The 17,508-nt window shown below is 63.8% G+C and carries 12 protein-coding genes; 4 read left to right on the plus strand and 8 right to left on the minus strand.

Annotated elements, in window-relative coordinates; all coding sequences use genetic code 11:
• Positions 1-540: 540 nt before the first annotated feature.
• Genes KBA48_RS26795 through KBA48_RS26805 form a run of 3 tightly spaced genes read left to right on the plus strand, consistent with a single transcriptional unit; the run spans position 541 to position 4,864 of the window.
• A complete protein-coding gene (locus KBA48_RS26795; RefSeq protein ID WP_292911756.1) occupies positions 541-2,661 on the plus strand; it encodes a TonB-dependent receptor in 2,121 nt (706 codons plus the stop codon).
• An 11-nt stretch (positions 2,662-2,672) separates the two neighbouring features.
• The gene (locus KBA48_RS26800; RefSeq protein ID WP_292911757.1) at positions 2,673-3,674 is read left to right on the plus strand and encodes a 4Fe-4S dicluster domain-containing protein; all 1,002 of its coding nucleotides are present in this window, start codon (positions 2,673-2,675) and stop codon (positions 3,672-3,674) included.
• A complete protein-coding gene (locus KBA48_RS26805; RefSeq protein WP_292911758.1) occupies positions 3,671-4,864 on the plus strand; it encodes an MFS transporter in 1,194 nt (397 codons plus the stop codon). The genes KBA48_RS26800 and KBA48_RS26805 overlap by 4 nt, the downstream gene beginning before the upstream one ends.
• A gap of 159 nt (positions 4,865-5,023) precedes the next feature.
• Here KBA48_RS26805 and KBA48_RS26810 read toward each other — a convergent pair whose 3' ends face one another.
• Genes KBA48_RS26810 through KBA48_RS26840 form a run of 7 tightly spaced genes read right to left on the minus strand, consistent with a single transcriptional unit; the run spans position 5,024 to position 13,341 of the window.
• A complete protein-coding gene (locus tag KBA48_RS26810) occupies positions 5,024-6,175 on the minus strand; it encodes an alpha/beta hydrolase (protein ID WP_292911759.1) in 1,152 nt (383 codons plus the stop codon).
• A 31-nt stretch (positions 6,176-6,206) separates the two neighbouring features.
• A complete protein-coding gene (locus KBA48_RS26815; RefSeq protein ID WP_292911760.1) occupies positions 6,207-6,995 on the minus strand; it encodes a cyclase family protein in 789 nt (262 codons plus the stop codon).
• Positions 6,996-6,997: 2 nt separating this feature from the next.
• Complete coding sequence (locus tag KBA48_RS26820) at positions 6,998-7,927, minus strand: 3-keto-5-aminohexanoate cleavage protein (protein WP_292911761.1); 930 nt, start codon at positions 7,925-7,927, stop codon at positions 6,998-7,000.
• 1 nt (position 7,928) lies between these two features.
• Positions 7,929-9,068: an FAD-dependent oxidoreductase gene (locus KBA48_RS26825; RefSeq protein WP_292911762.1), complete on the minus strand. Its 1,140-nt coding sequence runs from the start codon at positions 9,066-9,068 to the stop codon at positions 7,929-7,931.
• The gene (locus KBA48_RS26830) at positions 9,068-10,054 is read right to left on the minus strand and encodes a VOC family protein (RefSeq protein ID WP_292911763.1); all 987 of its coding nucleotides are present in this window, start codon (positions 10,052-10,054) and stop codon (positions 9,068-9,070) included. Before KBA48_RS26830 ends, KBA48_RS26825 begins: the two co-directional genes overlap by 1 nt.
• 26 nt (positions 10,055-10,080) lie before the next feature.
• Entirely contained in the window at positions 10,081-11,058 is a 978-nt protein-coding gene (locus KBA48_RS26835) for an MBL fold metallo-hydrolase (RefSeq protein ID WP_292911764.1), read from the minus strand.
• Positions 11,059-11,070: 12 nt separating this feature from the next.
• Complete coding sequence (locus KBA48_RS26840) at positions 11,071-13,341, minus strand: TonB-dependent receptor (protein ID WP_292911765.1); 2,271 nt, start codon at positions 13,339-13,341, stop codon at positions 11,071-11,073.
• 200 nt (positions 13,342-13,541) lie between these two features.
• Here KBA48_RS26840 and KBA48_RS26845 point away from each other — a divergent pair, with 200 nt between their 5' ends.
• Positions 13,542-14,465, plus strand: coding sequence for a LysR family transcriptional regulator (locus KBA48_RS26845; protein ID WP_292911766.1), 924 nt, complete (start codon positions 13,542-13,544; stop codon positions 14,463-14,465).
• A gap of 60 nt (positions 14,466-14,525) precedes the next feature.
• Here KBA48_RS26845 and KBA48_RS26850 read toward each other — a convergent pair.
• Positions 14,526-17,508, minus strand: a 2,983-nt coding sequence (locus KBA48_RS26850; RefSeq protein ID WP_292911767.1) for a hypothetical protein, incomplete at its 5' end; no start/stop codon positions are given.

The following is a 17,508-nucleotide window of genomic DNA, read 5'->3' on the forward strand; positions in this document are numbered from 1 at the left end:
GCAGAACACCGTTCCAGCTTGCATGCGGCGCCATAGCCAAACTCCCGATCCATATCCGCAAGTGCAACAATCCCGGCCTTCCAGGGTTCCCCATCCTCAGCCATGGGCTAGCCGTAGACGAACCCGCGCGCTCGGCAACGCTGTCGGTATCACAGTCGTGCCGCGCAGACCGGCGACGCAGGGCCGAAATCGTCGCCCCCTTGCACTATAAGTGTGACAACGTTATCATCACCTTGGCACTTAAGTGATGCAGGATTGGAGAAACGCCAGCCCCCTTAGCCTCTGACACCGTGCTGCCGCTACCCTCACAATGTTGAGGAAATACTTTATTGATAAAACCTTTGTCATTGCGAAGTTAAAAACACATCGCTAAGCTTTCCGACGGGAGAATCTGGGAAACACCAGTCGGGAAATAAAATGATTTTGAATAACCGGAGCGCCTTGCTCCAATACGGACTTATGTCCGCGATTTTGCTTGCCTCGCCGGCGTTCGCCCAGACCGTATCGCCAAATCCCGCAGAAACACAAGCTGGTGAGTCCGTGACAGAGATCATCGTCACGGCCCGCAAGCGTGCGGAGGTGCTACAGGACGTTCCCTTGTCGATAAGCGCTGTTAGCGGTACTATACTTGAACAGCAGAACATCCAGGATGTTAACGGCCTCTACGCCCAGGTCCCCGGCCTGTTTACCGCTCCCGGCAGCGTGAACAACACCAACGACCTGGCCTATCTCACCATGCGTGGAATCGGCTTCAATGCCGGGCTAGAGCCGGCGGTGGGCGTGTTCATCGACGGCATGTACCAGCCGCAGATCGGCTTCGATACGGCTTTCCTGGACGTGGAGCGGATCGAGGTGCTGCGCGGACCGCAGGGCACGCTGTTCGGCCGCAACACCCAGGGCGGGGCCGTCAACATCGTCTCTCATAAACCGGGGGATCAGGCACGCGGCCGGCTGGGCCTGGATGTCGGCAGCTTCCGGACGGTACGGGCAAAGGCAGCCCTTGATGGACAGATCGCCGATGGGCTCTATGCCGGGATCAGCGCCGGCTTTGCCCGTTCCGACGGCTATATCGATAATGACATCCTTGACCAGCACCAGAACAAGTATGAACAGCGGGCCGTGCGCGGCGTGCTGCGCTGGCTGCCGGCCGAGCCGCTGGAACTGACCCTGATCGCCGACAGCAGCCACAGCGACTATAACGAGATGGTGCGCGGTGTGCGGCTCGCCGGAGACCACAAGCGCAGCCAGATCGATCAGGACGAACCCGATGCCAAGACCAATCATGGCGTGCAGTTGAATGCCGTCTACACGATCAACGATGCGCTGACGCTGACCTCCATCACCGGCTACCGCTATTCCGACAGCGACAATTACGCCGACATGGACAGCCGGATTACCGCCATGGGCACGGAAACTCTGCCAGCCTACGCCCCACTGACAACGTTGCCAGTTGTCGTTCGCGGCGCCTTCCTGGCGGCCCAGGTCGACCAGACCTTCAAGAGCCAGGAACTGCGCCTGGAAGGCACCGGGGAGAAGCTGAACTGGCTGGCCGGGGCGTACTATTTCACCCAGGCGCAGAATCAGACCCGCCAGCGCGAGGTGGGGCCGCGCGTAGCCGTCACCCTTCCCGCCTCGCTCTACATCTATGACGATTACCGGGATGAACGCGAAGGCCATGCCGTCTTCGGCCAGGCCAGCTATCGCCCTGTGGCGCGGCTGGAACTGACGGCGGGCCTGCGCTATTCCAGGGAGGATGTTGACGGCACGGGCCAGCGCGTCTCCGTCTTCGGCGCGCCGGTCAACCGCACCCAGCCGCTGCTGCGCGATGGGCATCCCAGTTTCGACAATATCTCCTGGATGGGGTCGGCCTCCTGGAAGCTGACACAGGACATGCAGGTCTACGCCACCTATGCGCAGGGCTGGAAGGCTGGCGGGGTGGAGCGCTATCCCGGACAGGCCACCAACCTGAACTACAAGGAAGAAACCTCTGACAATTACGAGATCGGCCTTAAGTCCACCCTGTTCGACCGGCGCCTCACGCTGAACCTGGCCGCCTATCACATCGACATCAGGAACCAGCAGATGAACAATGTGATCCCCGATCCGCGCGGCGGGCCGGTGCCGATCACCGTGATCGATACCGCGTCACGGAGCCATGTCAACGGGGTGGAGGGAGAGATCGGGCTGCGGCCCAGCCGCAACCTGGAATTCGGCGGCGCCTTCTCCTATTCCGACGGGGTACTGGACGATTTCGTGCGCGCGTTTTCCGCCACCGACATTTTCGACATGAGCGGGAAGGCGTTCGAGAATGTGCCCAAGCTGACCCTGGCGGCCACAATGCTCTATCGCCATGAATTGTCGGCCCGGATGGGGCTGGAGGCGTTTGCCGAATACCGTTTCGTGGACGATATCACCTTCCAGGACAATACCCGCCGCTCCTTTGCCCGCGACCAGTTGACCGCACCGGACTATGACCGGGTCAATGTCAGCCTGACCCTGGCCATGAAGGAGGAGGGGCTGCGCGTGACCGGTTATGTCAACAACCTGTTCGATAGTTTCGACTACAGCTACGTCTCCAGCGACCCGCTGCTGGGGGGCGATGTGTTCGTTGTGCCGCTGGCACCGCGCGAGGTTGGTGTCCGCGTTTCCAAAAGCTTCTGAGGGGGCGAGATATGGCGCGTCGGAAAGAAAAGACCTATCAGCCCGGCCCCGCCGTGCAGGCCGCCTGGCCGCCCGGCGTGTCGGGCAATGTGCTGAACGGCCAGGGAGAGACTGCATTCCGCAAGGCCTCCCCCTTCTTCTGGCATCCGCCCACCCAGCACCCTTTCGGCACGTTGCAGCAGCTGGCCAGCGACGGCTGCCGCTGCACGCAGGAAGCGGTGGATGAATTCGCGGCTGCCCGCAACTATCCGGCCCTGGTGCCGGTCAATCCGGAACGGGCGGAGCGTACCGCCGCGGAATGGACCGCCCTTGCCCGGGAATTCGCGCTGGCCAATGAAAGCGACCTTTTCGGTGCCACGACGGTCAAGGAACATTACATTGTCGAAGGCTATGACATCGACGTGCCGAACGTCGTCATGCTGGGCTTTGCCCATGATTACGACAATCTGAAGCAGGTTCCCTCCTCCCCTGCCAACGGCAAGGGCATCGCGGAGGTGGGGCGCCAATATGCCCGCTGCACCCGCGCCTCGTACAAGCTGGCGAACTGGATCCGCAGCCAGGGCTTCAACGCCTATCCCTATCCAGGCCCGCGGGCCGACGCCCTTTTGCTGATCCCGCCGGCCATCGATGCGGGGCTGGGGGAGTTGGGCAAGCACGGTTCCCTGATCAACCGCACCTATGGCGCCAACCTGCGCCTGGCCGGCGTGACAACGGACATGCCATTGGTCTTCAACGACCAGGATGTGTTCGGGTCTGATGATTTCTGCCTGAACTGCCGCATCTGCGAGGATGCCTGCCCGCCCGACGCCATCACCGATACCAAGCAATGGGTGCGCGGGGCCGAGCGCTGGTATGTCGATTTCGACAAATGCATCCCGTTCTTTGCGGAAAATGCCGGCTGCGCCATCTGTCTGGCCGTCTGCCCCTGGTCGCGGCCGGGCATCGCCGACAATCTGGTGGTCAAGATGGCCCGTCGCCGCGCGACGCAGGCCGGAGGGCACGGGCAATCATGACGACAGTGACCGCACCGGCCGTCCTTCCCGCAACCCGCGTCTTCCTGCTGTGCTTCATCGCGGGCCTGTGCGAAGGGTTCGACCTGCTGTCCGCCGGGATCGCAGCACCCAAATTCGCGCCCGTCTTCCAACTGGCCGCCGATGAACTGGGCCAGGTTTTCGCGGCCAGTGCGCTGGGCCTGTTTGTCGGGGCCATTCTGGGCGGGCTTTTGTCCGACAGGATTGGCAGGCGCTGGACCGTTATCGGCTCCATCACCTGTTTCGGTCTGTTCAGCATCGGCACAGCGCTGGCACCCGACACCGACACCTTGCTGCTGATGCGGCTGCTGACCGGCCTGGGGCTGGGCGGCGCCCTGCCTATCCTGCTGACCCTGACGGCGGAATCCAGCCCGCAGGGACAGGTGGCCATGCGCGTCACCATGCTGGGCTCCTCCATGCCGCTGGGCGGCTTCATCGCAGGCGCCCTGACCGTGGCCCAGCCGGATCTGAGCTGGCAGGCCATCTTCTGGATTGGCGGGCTGGCACCCTTGCTGGTGGCGGCGCTGATGCTGGCCACCTTGCCGGAATCCGGCAGTTTCCGGGCCGAACCGGCCAGGGGCGGGAGCCACGACCTCAGGTCGGCCTTTGCCGGTGATGGCCGTATGGTCCCGACCCTGATGCTGTGGGTCGGCGCCTTCCTGACCTCCCTGGCCTTGTACCTGCTGATCAACTGGCTGCCGTCACTGATGGTGGGCAAGGGTTTCCTGAAGCCCGATGCCTCCAAGGTCACGATGGCCTTGACCGTGGGCGGCGCGGCCAGTGGCTTCGTGTTCGGCCTGCTGGTACGCGCGCGCCGGCGCGGGCTACTCTACGCCGGGACCTGGATCGGCATGGCGGCCAGCGTCATCGGCCTTACGCTCGTCGGCTACAATATCGCGCTGGCAAGCCTTGCCGGTGCGGGGGCGGGTTTCTTTCTCAGCGGCGGCGGCTTCCTGCTATACGCCCGCGCGGCGGAGCTTTATCCGGCCGCGGTGCGCGGCACCGGTGTCGGCTTCCTGGTTGGAATGGGCCGGCTCGGCTCCGTCGCGGGGCCGCTGATGGCCGGCGCACTGCTGACGGCACAATTGCCGGTGGATACGGTGCTGCTGGCCATCGTACCGCTGATCCTGCTGGCCATGGCGGCGGCCCTGGTCCTGGCGCGGTCACGTTGACGACGGCAAGGTTGGAAACGCCCTTCCCTTCCCGCGCGTCCGTTGTCGAACCAAATGGGAGCCGGGGATGAATTTGTGAACGGAGATCCCGGGCACCTGTGTTGGAAGGTTCGCTTCTGAGGACCGGAACACCCCGACGGTCGGACCTTCCGCCCCCGTTCACGCCGTCATCCGGGCGAACCAGTCAGCCACCCAGTCGGCGATATAGCTGCGCACCGGTTCCATGTTGTCGGCACTGACATGCTCCACGCCGCCTTCGCGGTCGGTGAAGAGTTTCAACTCCCGGTGCGGGCTGTTCACCGCCTGCTCATGGCACTGACGGGCATATTCCAGCGGGATCTGCCGATCCCCGACGCCATGGGTGATCAGGAAGGGAACCGTCATGTTGGCGATGTGCCCGCGCAGTGTCACCTGGGGCACGAACGCCATAAAATCATCCAGGTCCGCCTTGCCCCAGACCCACATGACGTGATCCCAGTAATGGGGCACGGGGCGGTCGCCCTCCCGCGCCAGGCGGCGGCGCTGCAATTCGCCCCAATCATGGTTGGCGCCCCAGGCCACGCAAAGCTTGAACCGCTTCTCATAGCAGGCGGCGCGCGGAGCATAATAGCCGCCCAGTGACCAGCCCATCATGCCGATGCGATCATGATCGACATCGGCCCGCGTCTCCAGATAATCCACGGCAGCACCGGCCCAGCGTTCCGCCTCCACGATGGCGGGCAGGCCCTTCAGGCGCAGCGCCTCGCCCACACCGGGCTGATCGACCAGCAGCAGGGAGATGCCCCGCACCGCGAAACTGTCACGAACGGACAGGTAGATCATCTCCTTCACGCTATCCAGCCCGTTGCAGAACACCATGCAGGGCCGCGGCCCCTCCCCCTCTCCCTGTACGAACAGGGCGGGGAAGCTGGTATCGCCATACGGGATTTCCACCCGTTCACACTTCAGGCCGCCCACCTTGATGGCGCGTGTCATCGTGTCCAGCATCCGGGAATACATGGCCCGGCGCGGGGCGTAATGCCGGCTCTGCATACGCTCGGCCGTCATATAATAGGCGGTGGCGCGGCAATATTTCTCAGCAGCACTGAGACCATGGCCGGCGGCTTCCGCCTCCTCGCCCAGGGTACGGACCCGATCGGCCATGGCGCCCCAGCTTTCGAAGAGGGCTTCGGTGCCCTTGTCCTCCCCCTCGGCGGCGATGGCACGCACCAGGGCATTGGCTTGCTCCATCTCCCCCATGGCGCCGCCCATAGCGATGCAGATATTGACCGACAGATTCCAGACGTAATTGCCGGGGAACGGTTCATACATGGCAGTTTCTTCCTCAGGTTCGCCGGTGTGGTCAGGGCAGCGGCGCGTCATCGAAGATGGCGACGGCGCGGGTCCAGCCGGCCGACGCGGCCCGGATCTTCACAGGGAAGCAGGCCAGGGTGAAACCGGTGGCGGGCAGCGTCTCCAGATTGTGCAGCTTTTCCAGGTGGCAATAGCCGATATCGCGCCCGGCCTTGTGCCCCTCCCAGATGATCGAAGGGTCCTTGCTCTCCAGATAGCGCTGGCGCGTATGGACGAAGGGGGCGTCCCAGCTCCACCCATCCGTGCCGGTCAGGCGCACGCCCTGTTCCAGCAGATACATGGTCGCCTCGTACCCCATGCCGCAGCCGGCGGTGACATAGCCTTCCTGGCCGTAACGCGCGCCGGCGGCAGTGTTCACCACCACGATCTCCAGCGGCGACAGCGTATGGCCAATGCGGGCCAGTTCCGCCTCCACATCGGCAGCAGTGACGACATAGCCATCGGGGAAATGCCGGAAATCCAGCTTCACCCCCGGTTGGAAGCACCAGTCCAGTGGCACCTCATCAATGGTGATGGCCCGTTCGCCGCCATTCATGGTGGAGGCATAATGATAGGGCGCATCCAGATGCGTGCCGTTATGGGTGATCAGCTTGATCCGTTCGATGGCCCAGGCCTCGCCATCGGGCAGGTCTTCCCCCTCAAGACCGGGGAAGAAGCCGGCCAGATCGGGGACGGATTGCTTATGATCGATATATTCGATCTCCGGCTTGAAGATTGGCGGGTCGGAGACGACGTCGTTCTCCAGATAGATCGACAGATCGATGATGCGTCTTGCCATGCTCAGAACTCCACCCTGTCGCCGCCCTTCAGGGCCAGCATCTGCCGCGCTTCTGCCGGCGTGGCCGGTTCCAGGCCCATTTCGGCCAGGATGCGCACGATCTTTTCCACCTGCTGGGCGTTGGATACGGCCAGTTGCCCGCGCTCAATGAACAGGCTGTCCTCCAGCCCGACACGCACATGCCCACCCAGCAGGGCGGCCTGGGTCAGGAAAGCCATCTGATGCCGCCCGGCGGCCAGAACCGACCAGCGATAGTTTGTTTCGCCGAACAGCCGGTCGGCCGTGCGCTTCATGAACAGCAGATTATCCAGATCAGGGCCGATGCCGCCCAGGATGCCGAAGATCATCTGCACGAAGAAGGGCGGCTTCACCAATCCCCGGTCCACAAAATGGGCAAGGTTGTAGAGATGCCCGACATCGTAGCATTCATGCTCAAACCTTGTGCCGGCCTCGTCCAGCGTCTCAAGGATCGTGGCGATGTCGCGGAATGTGTTGCGGAAGATGTAATCGTCGGAATTAACGACGTAATCCCGCTCCCAGGCATGTTTCCAGGTGTCGATGCGCCGGGCTGCCGGGAAGAACGCGAAGTTTAGCGACCCCATGTTGAGGGAGCACATTTCCGGCCGGAAGCGCCGGGCCGCGGCCAGCCGGTCGGACAGCGCCATGGTGGCAGAGCCACCGGTGGTGATGTTGACCACGGCGTCGGTCGCCTGGCGGATGACGGGCAGGAAGCGGGCATAGATGTCGGGGTCGCCCGTCGGCCGCCCATCCTCGGGCACGCGGGCATGCAGATGCAGGATGGCGGCCCCGGCCTTGGCGGCATCGATGGCCTGCGCGGATATTTCCGCCGGGGTGACGGGCAGCGCGTCCGACATGGTCGGCGTGTGGGCCGATCCGGTGACGGCGCAACTGATGATGACCTTGTTCTTCATCTCAGTAGGGCTCCATCAGCGCCAAGGTCGCCTCGTGCAGAAGCTGACCCGGCTTGGCGTCGGGATTGTGGATGCCGTTCCATTCCTCCATCTCCCAGGCCAGGATCTGCGCCGAGCTTTCCACCACGAACCGGGCACGGTCGAACCGGCGGGCCATGAATTCATCCAGCAGGGCGGATACCGGTGCCTCCCGGCCCAGCAGTTCGGCCAGCAACACGGCATCCTCGATAGCCATGGCCGCACCCTGGGCCAGATGCGGTGTGGTAGCGTGGGCGGCATCACCGATGATCAGCGTACGACCCTTGTGCCAGGGCGCCGGCAACAGCAGGTTTTCCAGCGGCCGCAACACCACGGCGGCGGGATCGGTGATCAGCGCCGCCAGTTCCGCGATCCGGCCACCATAGGCCGCCAGCCGGTCACGCATCATTCCCGGCAGGTCAGCGGTGGGGTAGCGGCAATTCTCCGGCTCCCGCGTCACCACGAACATGTACATCAGATCCGGCGACAGGGGCACCAGCCCGACCTTGCTGTCGGGTCCGAAATAAAGCTCGCCCCATTCCACGCTGGCCGGGCGCGGCAGGTTGTAGCGCCAGACACACTGGCCGGTATAGCGGGGGCGCACATGGTCACCGAACAGGCGGTGGCGCGTGTCGGAATAGACACCGTCGCAACCGACAACCAGATCGTATTCGCCTTCCCGCCCGTCGCTGAAACGGACATGCACGTGATCACCCCGGTCATCCAGGGTCTCTACCCGCGTGCCCAGCCGGATGGTGGCGCCGGCCGCGCGGGCACCGTCGGTCAGCACCTTGTGCAACAGGGGGCGGGTGATGCCATTGATGGGCGGCAGGCCGGGTGCGGCCGCATCGGTGGCGGGCGCGTCGAACAGGAAGGTGCCGGCCACGTCATGCATACGCCAGCCGGGATAGGCCGCGCCCAGCTCCACGCAGCGCCGGGCCAGGCTGATCCGGTCCAGCGCCCGCAACGTGTTGTTGGGCTGTATGATGCCGACGCCATAGACGCCCAGATCGGGCTTGCTTTCGATCAGATCGACGGTGATGCCCTGCTGGCGCAGGGCGGTGGCGGCCGTCAGCCCGCCGATGCCGCCGCCGATGACCAGGATATTCGAAACGGCCGCCATCAATGGTGCCCCTCCTTGGGCTCGATACCGGTGATGTAGTGGAAACCCCAGGCCGGCGGGTTCATCAGGAAGGGCGGCAGATTGTGGACGAAATGGGAGAAGGCGAACAAAGGCGAGGTCCATTGGCGCGGAACCCAGGCATCGTCCACATAGTCACCGTCAGCGCCATATTCGGCCTCCCCCCCGGCCGGGCAGGGGATATAGTAGAACAGCGCGCTGTCGATACGGTGGCGGCCCAGACCCAGATGCGACGCCTCCCACCCCTGGCGCAGCATGTGATTGGCACCCACCATGATCTCGTCAATATCCTCCACCGCGAAATTCGCGTGGTGGAACCGGTGCTTGCCGTCCATGCCGGGAAACGGCGCCGACGCGTTCAGCAGCAGCAGGTTATGGTGGTTGTTTGTGCCATCGGCGCGCAGGTACATGCCGAAGCCGCGCTGATCGTCCGACAGGCGAAAGCCCAGCCGGTCGCGCATGAAGACATATCCCGCCTCGTAATCGGGAATGGCGAAGACGACATGCGCGATCCCCCGCGGATAGGCCCGCAGCCGCCATTTGCGATGCTGGTTCAGCCGGCGGACATGCCCCGGCGCGTTGACCGGGTCAGGAGCGCAGATCACCGGCAGCTTGCTGAACAAGACCAGTCCCATGGCCAAACCGAAATCGGTGACAAAGCGGAACACCCCGTCCGTACCCGGCGTCACCACACGGTCACCCGACAGGTCAGCCACCAGGGCCTGCAGCGCCGCCTGACTGTCCACGCCCCACACCACCTCCCGCACGCCATCGCCGATCAGCGACGAGGCGGGGAGCAGCGGGTCATCGCGGTGCCGGATCACCACCTGCGAGCCTTCGGGCAGGGTGAAGCGGCGGTGATTTTCGCCGCCATCGGCCGGACGCAGGCCGAAATCCTCAAAAAACCGCGCGGAGATGTCGATGTCCTCCACGCCATAGACCAATGATTGGATACCGATGATGGCCATGGGAAAACTCCCGCCTTGAAGGTGTGTCAATACCGGCCCAGATCGTCGGCGACCGTCACCGGCCCCTTGAACTGGTCGGAAAGGCCACGGACATAGCCATCGGCCGTGGTCTCGCTATCCAGACCGGGCACCAGATGGGTCAGCACGACGGCCCCGACCCCGGCCCGCGCCGCCAGACGGCCCACGGTGTCCGGTGTCAGATGATCCTCGTCCATGTGATGCAACAGCCCCTCCATCGCGGCCGGGGTCAGGCCGGGAATCTGGCGCAATGCCTGGGCGATGGCGGGACGGTCCATCACCTCGCTGACCAGCAGGTCCGCGCCCTTGGCCAGGGCCTCCACCTTGGCCGACGGACCGGTATCGCCGGTAAAGACGATGGAGCGGCCCTTCGCCTCCATGCGGAAGGAATAGGATCGCTCCCCGGCACCGGCAGCGCCGGGCGCAACGTTGTAATGGTTGTTGGTGACCGCCGTCACCTTCACCACCCCGTCATCGAAGATGACCGTTGGCGTATCCAGTCCGGGTGCCAGATCGCGCGGCCGGACCGTGGCGATCAGCGGCGGATCGGCCGGCAGGCCCAGCGGTGCCCGTTCGGTGGGGGCGAAGGCGGCGACCATGCCGGTCACCATATGGTCGGTGCCGGGCGGCCCGATCACCGGGATCGGCGCCCTGGCCGCCATGACCCAGCGATTGGCGATGAACGACCCCAGCCCACCGACATGGTCGATATGCAGATGGGAGAGAAACACCGCCTTCACCGACGTAAGCGGCAGCCTGGCCGCCGCCAGTTGTCGCAGGACGCCGTCACCGGTATCGAACAGATAGACGGCACCATCGACCACCAGCGCATTGGCCGGCTGCGACCGTTTCACCTGCACACGCGGGCCCCCGCCGGTGCCCAGCGTGACGAAGGCCACACCCTCGCCAGTTCCCGCCGCTCCGGCGGGAACCGGGGCGGACGCCAGCAAGGCTGCCACCAATAAGGTCGGGATCAGTTTGCGCATCGCACGCCTCCGTCAGTAATGCACGCTGGCCCGCAGCCCGTAGGTCCGGGGCGCGCGCAGGATGTTGTAGACGGCGGGAACGACCGGCCGCAGGCTGGACCCGGCATAGATCGTCCGGTCTTCCAGATTGTTGACGAAGCCGGTCATCGACCAGTCGCCGCCGGGGCTGTTCAACGTCGCGTAAAGGTCGGAGCTGCGGTAGGATTTCTGGTGCTGTTCAGGCAGGTATTCGGTCGCCAGATATCGGCCGGATTCGATGCGGGTACGGATACCGACATCCAGACCATAATCGGCAGGCAGCGTGAAACTGCGCGTGTAGCTCAGATTGACCGTCCATTTCGGCGAATTGATCTGGGGATTGCCGGAGCAATCGACGATGAAGGGCCGGGCCGGCGCCGCCAGTGGCGGGCTGTTGGTGGGGGTGACGTTGCAGCCATGGCGCAGCGGGGCGCCACTGGCCGACACGGCCACATAGTCGAACTTGGTGTATTTGCCGTTCAGATACTGGATATCGGCGGTCAGCCGGTCATCCGGGGTCAGTTGGAAATCCAGTTCCGTATCCAGGCCGTACATTCGCGACTTGCCGGCATTGGTGGTGACCAGACCCGTGCCATAGGTGGTGGCCGACGTGCGGATGGGCCCGATATAATTGACCTGTTGGTCGCTGTAATCCCAGTAGAACGCCTCGGCATTCACCTGCAGGCGGTTGTCCAGGAAACGGTTCTTGGTGCCGACCGTATAGGCCGTCAGCTTTTCCGGGGCGAAGCTGTTATCCAGGGCCGCAATGAAGAAGCCGCCGGATTTGAACCCGGTGCCGACATTGGCATAGAGCAGCGAACGTGCGGCCAGGTCATATTCGACGCCCGCCTTCCAGGTGAAGCGGTTGAAATCCGCATCCCCGTCGAAATGCGACGTCACACCCTGGCCGAAGGACGTGGTGGTCAGGGTCGTGTCCTGGGATTTCTGCTCCTTCGTATAGCGGGCACCGGCGACCAGACGCAGGTCATCGACCAGCGACCATGTCACCTGACCGAAGCCGGCGGCACTTTCATTGTGCAGCCCGGTTCTGAAGGTGGTGCGCTGCACCAGACCCTGATTGAAATCATTCAGGTCGGTCTGCTTCTCGTCGAAGACATAGGCGCCGACGACATAATTGAACGCCCCCCCGCCATCGGAGGCCAGCCGGATCTCCAGCGATTTCTGCTTGGCCACCTCGTCGACGCGGGTGCTGTAGCCGCCATTATAGGCGAGGAAATCGGGCCGCGTGTCGCGATATGCCGGCAGTACCGTCAGGCTGGCGAAACCCAGGTCGGCCTCGAACGTGCCGGCAACGCCCCAGAAATCATTATCGACAAAGCCGTCGGTGCGCGGTCCGTTCACCCGGCCCGAGCTGACCATGCCGGGGAAGGATGCCTCCAGCGCCGCCAGGCTGCGCGGGTCGGCACCCCCGATCCGGTCCTTCGGATCGGGGGCTGTCGGCGTCAACGGACCCGGCACCAGCACGCCGCCGCCGCCCCGACCACCCTGGTGGAAATAGTCCGCCACGATGGTTGCCGTCAGCCAGTCGTTCGGTTCCAGCAGCAACGAGGCGCGGCCCGCCTTACCGTTCTCGTCATCGTAGCCATCGGAGAGATAGCCATCGCGGTCGCGGACCTGGCCGGCGACACGCAGCGCCGCCTTTTCCCCCAGCGGCACATTCAGCGCGCCCATCAGCGCCTTGGCGTCGTAATTCCCGTATTCGGCCGTCAGGTCGAAGCTGACCACATCCAGTTTCGGCCGGGCGGGCAGCACATTGATGGCGCCACCGGTAGCATTGCGGCCATAAAGCGTGCCCTGTGGTCCCTTCAGCACCTCCACCCGTTCCAGATCATAGAAGGTGCCGAGCGGGGCCGCCGGACGGGCCACATAAACCCCGCCGAAATTGAAGGCGATGGGGTTTTCGGTAAAAGCGTTGGCGGCGAAGCTGCCGACACCACGGATATAGAAATTGGTGGCCGTGCCTACCGAGGGCTGCACCACCAGGGCCGGCACCATCTTGGTCAGACTGGTGACGTCGGCCACGCCGGCCGTGATCAGCAGATCGCCGGTAACTGCGGAGACCGGAATGGCGGCCTTCTGCAGGTTTTCCGCCCGCCGCTGCGCCGTCACCACGATTTCCTCAAGCCCGGTCATTGCCGGTACATCATCCGGCGCGGTTGTCTGGCTCTGCGCACCAGCCGGTGTTGCCAGCCCCAGGGCAAGACCCAGCGCAGAGGCGCCAAGGCGCCATCCCGATCCCTTCATGACTTTTCCTCTCCTGGTTACCGCTGTATTCGCGGTTTCTGAAGAGAGCTTGCGGCAGGACTGTTCACCGGGGAAATCGTATCGGCGATTGGGAGCCACAAGTGCTGCTTGTGGTTCATCTCTGCAGATTGACCGGTCTACGGTGATCCGGGATAGTGGCGGCCGGTGGCCATCATGAATGTCGACAGTCAGGACGCGACATGCGCTTCGCTCAATTCGACCTGAACCTCCTGCGCGTCCTGGATATGCTGCTGAGCGAGCGCAATGTGACGCGGGCGGCGGAAAACCTGCATGTCACCCAGCAGGCAATGAGCGGGTCATTGCGCCGGCTGCGGGATTATTTCGACGACCCGCTGCTGGTGCGCGTCGGGCGGCGGATGGAACTGACCCCCCTGGCGCAGGGGCTGGTGGCGCCGGTGCGGGAGGCCCTGCTGACCGTGGAAAGCGCCCTTAACTACCGGCCGCGCTTCGATCCGCGCACCACGGCTCGCACCTTCCGCATCGCCATTTCCGACTATGGCTCCTTCGTCATCATGCCACCACTGCTGCGGTTTCTGGCGCGCGAGGCACCGCAGATCGCGCTGGACGTGCGGGCGCTGGTTGAACAGAGCTTCGTGGCGCTGGAGCATGGCGACCTGGATTTCGTCATCACCGCGCATTCGGCCGATCTTTACGGCCTTTACCGTCCGGGCGATTTCATTCGCCGGGAATGGTTATTCTCTGACGATTTCGTCTGTATCGCCGACCGCAACCACCCGGATATCAACGGCGACCTGACGGAGGACCTGTACCGCCGCCTGCCCCACACGGCCGTGCATTTTGGACCCAATGTCGACACCATCGTTGAACGGGCCTGGAAGGCGCACGATTTCCGACCAAATATCGGATCGACAGCGCTGGGCTTCGCCACAATGCTGTTCATGCTGCCTGGAACCATCCTGATCGCCACGGCTCAGCGCAAGCTTGCGCGGGTCCTCGCCCCTCCCCTCAACCTCAATATTTACGAGGTGCCGATGGCCATCGGCACGCTGGAGGAGCACCTGTTCTGGCATGAACGCAACACCGACGATCCGGCACATTGCTATCTGCGTGGTGCGTTTCGCGATCTGGCATCCAGCCTTTGAATTGAACCAGCGTCGCTCTCCAATGTCGGACCTGCGCCGCAGATACAAAAATCATCCGCCTCACCGGTCCGGGTCGAGCCCATGTGAATTGTCGTCCGGCTTGCGGTCCAGCATCATGCCGTTGGGATCGACCGCAACGCGACGGGGGCGCGATTTGACAGTGACATTGATATGTTGCTCACCGTCGGTCAGCCAATGCCTGCCGGCATGTAATATCCGGCCATCGTCCCCATAGACAACGACATCGAACGGCGCGTGCAAGGGTGCGGCGAATTCCAGGCCCGCGTCGTCGACATGGAATTTGCGCCCGTTCACATTGATCCCCAACGCATAGCCGTCGGCCGTCCTGTGACTTTCCACCTTGGTCACGGCGACATCGTAAAAGGTGATCTTCTCGAACAGATCGGTGATCAGCGGCTGATATTCGGGGCCGGCGACGGCGCGCAGTTCACTGACCAGCGCCCGGGTCGTCGGCAAGGGTGGAGGGCGATTTCCATATTTGATGAGAAAGGCCTTGAGGGCGCTGTTCACCGGTGCCGCCCCGATGACATCACGCAACGTGTAAAGCGCGATGCTGGCCTTGCCATAGGCGTCCAGCGAGGACTGGGCCCGGATCACCGGGCGGGCGGGCGGCACCGCGCGGCTGTAACCGTCGAGATACTGGTCACGCTGGCGGGCCACATAGGAAAGGGCGGCTTCCCGTCCTTGCATTTCTTCGACGAGCATGAAGGAGGAAAAGGTGGCCAGGCCTTCGTTGATGACTTGCTGACCCTGGATGCGCGGGCTGCGGACCTGCCCGCCCCACCACATGTGGGCCAGTTCATGGCCGGTGACGATGTCGGCCTGACCGGGTAGGAACGCCAGCGTGAAGCCGGCCGTTTCAGGGTAGGAGATTGCGGCCGCCATGGCATGGACGCGTTTGGAATAACGTGGATACTCAAAGATCCGGAACGTATCCGTGGGATAAGGGCCATATTCCCGGCTGTAATAATCAAGGCCGCGCTTCATCGTCTCCATGATCGTGGCCGCCGACCCGCCATGCCGGGGATCATGGAACAGCTCCAGGGTCACCCCGTTCACCCTGTCGCGCAGTACCTGATAACGGGCCGACGCAAAGGCCAGATAGATCGGGAAAAGCCCTTCATAGCGGAAATAGCGGCGACCATCTGCCTGCCATTCACCGGTCAGCCTGCCCGATGTCACCGCCGTCTGGTCGTCGGATGTGCTCAGCAGGGCAGTGAAGCGCGCGGGAGCAAAGGCGTTTCCCGGATCGTCCTGCGCCGCCCTGTCGTCAAGCGATGGTAGTAGTTTGGCCGGCGGCAGACCCTGCCGGGCGCGGGCGGCGGGATCGTCAAGCGCCCGCCCCTGCAGATAACCCAGCACAGGCAGAATATCCTCCCCTTCGACATTGCTGCCGTTCCCGGCGACGGCATTGCTGTCGATCACGTTGACGAACCCGTCATGGCGCCAGGTAAAGTGCCACATCCCGGTGATCGTCCCGCCGGCGGGCAGCGGCGTATCGAGTTCATAGCGCCGCACGCCCAGCACCCCGTCGCTTTCAACCAGCCGCGCACCGTCAAGTTCCAGACTGTCGACGGTGAGCAACGGGTTCAGGGTCAGCAGCAGCGTGGATATCGGCGTTACCGACCGGTTCTGAATCTCCATCGTTCCCCGGCTTTCAACGCGCCGCTGGGCGGGGAAGAAATCCACCGCGACATCCAGGGCGGTCAGCACCGGGAGGCGCAGATCCGCATAGTGCCCATATTTCCGTTCGTAATCGGCGGCCCGCACCTCTAGGTCGCGGCCCGTCAGGTACGGGTTGAGGATGTGGGTATTATCGTAAATCCAGCCACCACTGACGATGACACCCGCCAGGGCCAGACATCCGGCCAGCCGCAGGGACGGTGTCAGCCGCGCCAGGCCGCCACCCAGCCACCCGGTACGGTGGCCGCGCGGTGCCACCATGACCGCCACCATCGCCAGCAATGTCATGATCGCCGTCCAATAGGCCATGAGCGACAGATGCCGCAGGGCGAAATGTCCAAAACCGTTCATGTCGGAATAAGGGAGTGCGGCCAGCCGCATATTGTAGAGGATGTCTTCCAGGCCCAGGGCCCGCAGGGAGGCGGTCGCCGCCACGACAAAAAGAAACAGCAGCATACCCAGCCAGCGGTTCGCCACCAGCAGATGGATGAGCAGCGCCGGCACGATCAGCGCATAATGGTTGAAGCCATAGACGAAAAGGCCCTGCAGATAGAGGCCGGGCTGCAGGTCAGTAAACCCCTGTCCCAGTTGCAGGACCATGAAGGTGCCGATCGCCGTGCTGAGAAGGGCCATGACCATGAACACCATGGCCGCCAGCTTGGCGAACACGAGGGTTCCCGTCCGCACCGGAGAGGCATCGATGATATCCGCCACACGGGCCTGACGGTCACGATGGGTCAGCAGACCGGCATGATAGGCGATGGCGAGCACCATCTGCATGAACAGCCCCGTATCAAGGAAACCCACCAGATTGCTGGTCAGGGGTAGCTGCGGCCTGTCATAGGCGATGGGCGACGGCGCCTGGAACCTGTCGATACAAGCGGCGATGATCAGAAGGGCGACGACATGAAAGGGGGCTGAGCGCAGGATCACGCCCAGGTCCATGCGCATCTGCGACAGGAATTGTGCCCAGGTTCCGGCGGTATCGAAGGGCCGCGTGAGGGGACCGGGCTTCATGGTGGGCGGCTTCATGCGTCGGGGGCGTGAGACCCGTTGCCACTGCCCACCGTCCGTTGAAAAGCGGAAGCGGATCAGCGCCGCCGCCAGCGCGGTGGCCGCCAGGCAAAGCCACAGCACCCGGTTGATCCAGAAGTCACCGCCGGGAAGACGGGTCATCAGTTCCTGGCGCGTCCAGAAGCGGGTGATGTCGACGATGGACAGGGCGCCGAACGGATCAAGCAGGCCGGGCCAGCCGGTGCCGCCCTGTCCTGCATGCTGCAGACCGGTGATGGGAACCAGCAGCACGGCCACGGCTAGGCAATAGGCGGCCGCCATGGAC

The organism is Niveispirillum sp., from assembly GCF_017996735.1.
Lineage (GTDB): Bacteria > Pseudomonadota > Alphaproteobacteria > Azospirillales > Azospirillaceae > Niveispirillum.

What these genes read in the sequence shown, in the direction of transcription:
- KBA48_RS26800 (WP_292911757.1), top strand. Translation starts at nt 2,673, where the DNA reads ATGGCGCGTCGGAAAGAAAAGACCTATCAGCCCGGCCCCGCCGTGCAG.
- KBA48_RS26805 (WP_292911758.1), top strand. Translation starts at nt 3,671, where the DNA reads ATGACGACAGTGACCGCACCGGCCGTCCTTCCCGCAACCCGCGTCTTC.
- KBA48_RS26810 (WP_292911759.1), bottom strand. Translation starts at nt 6,175, where the DNA reads ATGTATGAACCGTTCCCCGGCAATTACGTCTGGAATCTGTCGGTCAAT.
- KBA48_RS26815 (WP_292911760.1), bottom strand. Translation starts at nt 6,995, where the DNA reads ATGGCAAGACGCATCATCGATCTGTCGATCTATCTGGAGAACGACGTC.
- KBA48_RS26820 (WP_292911761.1), bottom strand. Translation starts at nt 7,927, where the DNA reads ATGAAGAACAAGGTCATCATCAGTTGCGCCGTCACCGGATCGGCCCAC.
- KBA48_RS26825 (WP_292911762.1), bottom strand. Translation starts at nt 9,068, where the DNA reads ATGGCGGCCGTTTCGAATATCCTGGTCATCGGCGGCGGCATCGGCGGG.
- KBA48_RS26830 (WP_292911763.1), bottom strand. Translation starts at nt 10,054, where the DNA reads ATGGCCATCATCGGTATCCAATCATTGGTCTATGGCGTGGAGGACATC.
- KBA48_RS26835 (WP_292911764.1), bottom strand. Translation starts at nt 11,058, where the DNA reads ATGCGCAAACTGATCCCGACCTTATTGGTGGCAGCCTTGCTGGCGTCC.
- KBA48_RS26840 (WP_292911765.1), bottom strand. Translation starts at nt 13,341, where the DNA reads ATGAAGGGATCGGGATGGCGCCTTGGCGCCTCTGCGCTGGGTCTTGCC.
- KBA48_RS26845 (WP_292911766.1), top strand. Translation starts at nt 13,542, where the DNA reads ATGCGCTTCGCTCAATTCGACCTGAACCTCCTGCGCGTCCTGGATATG.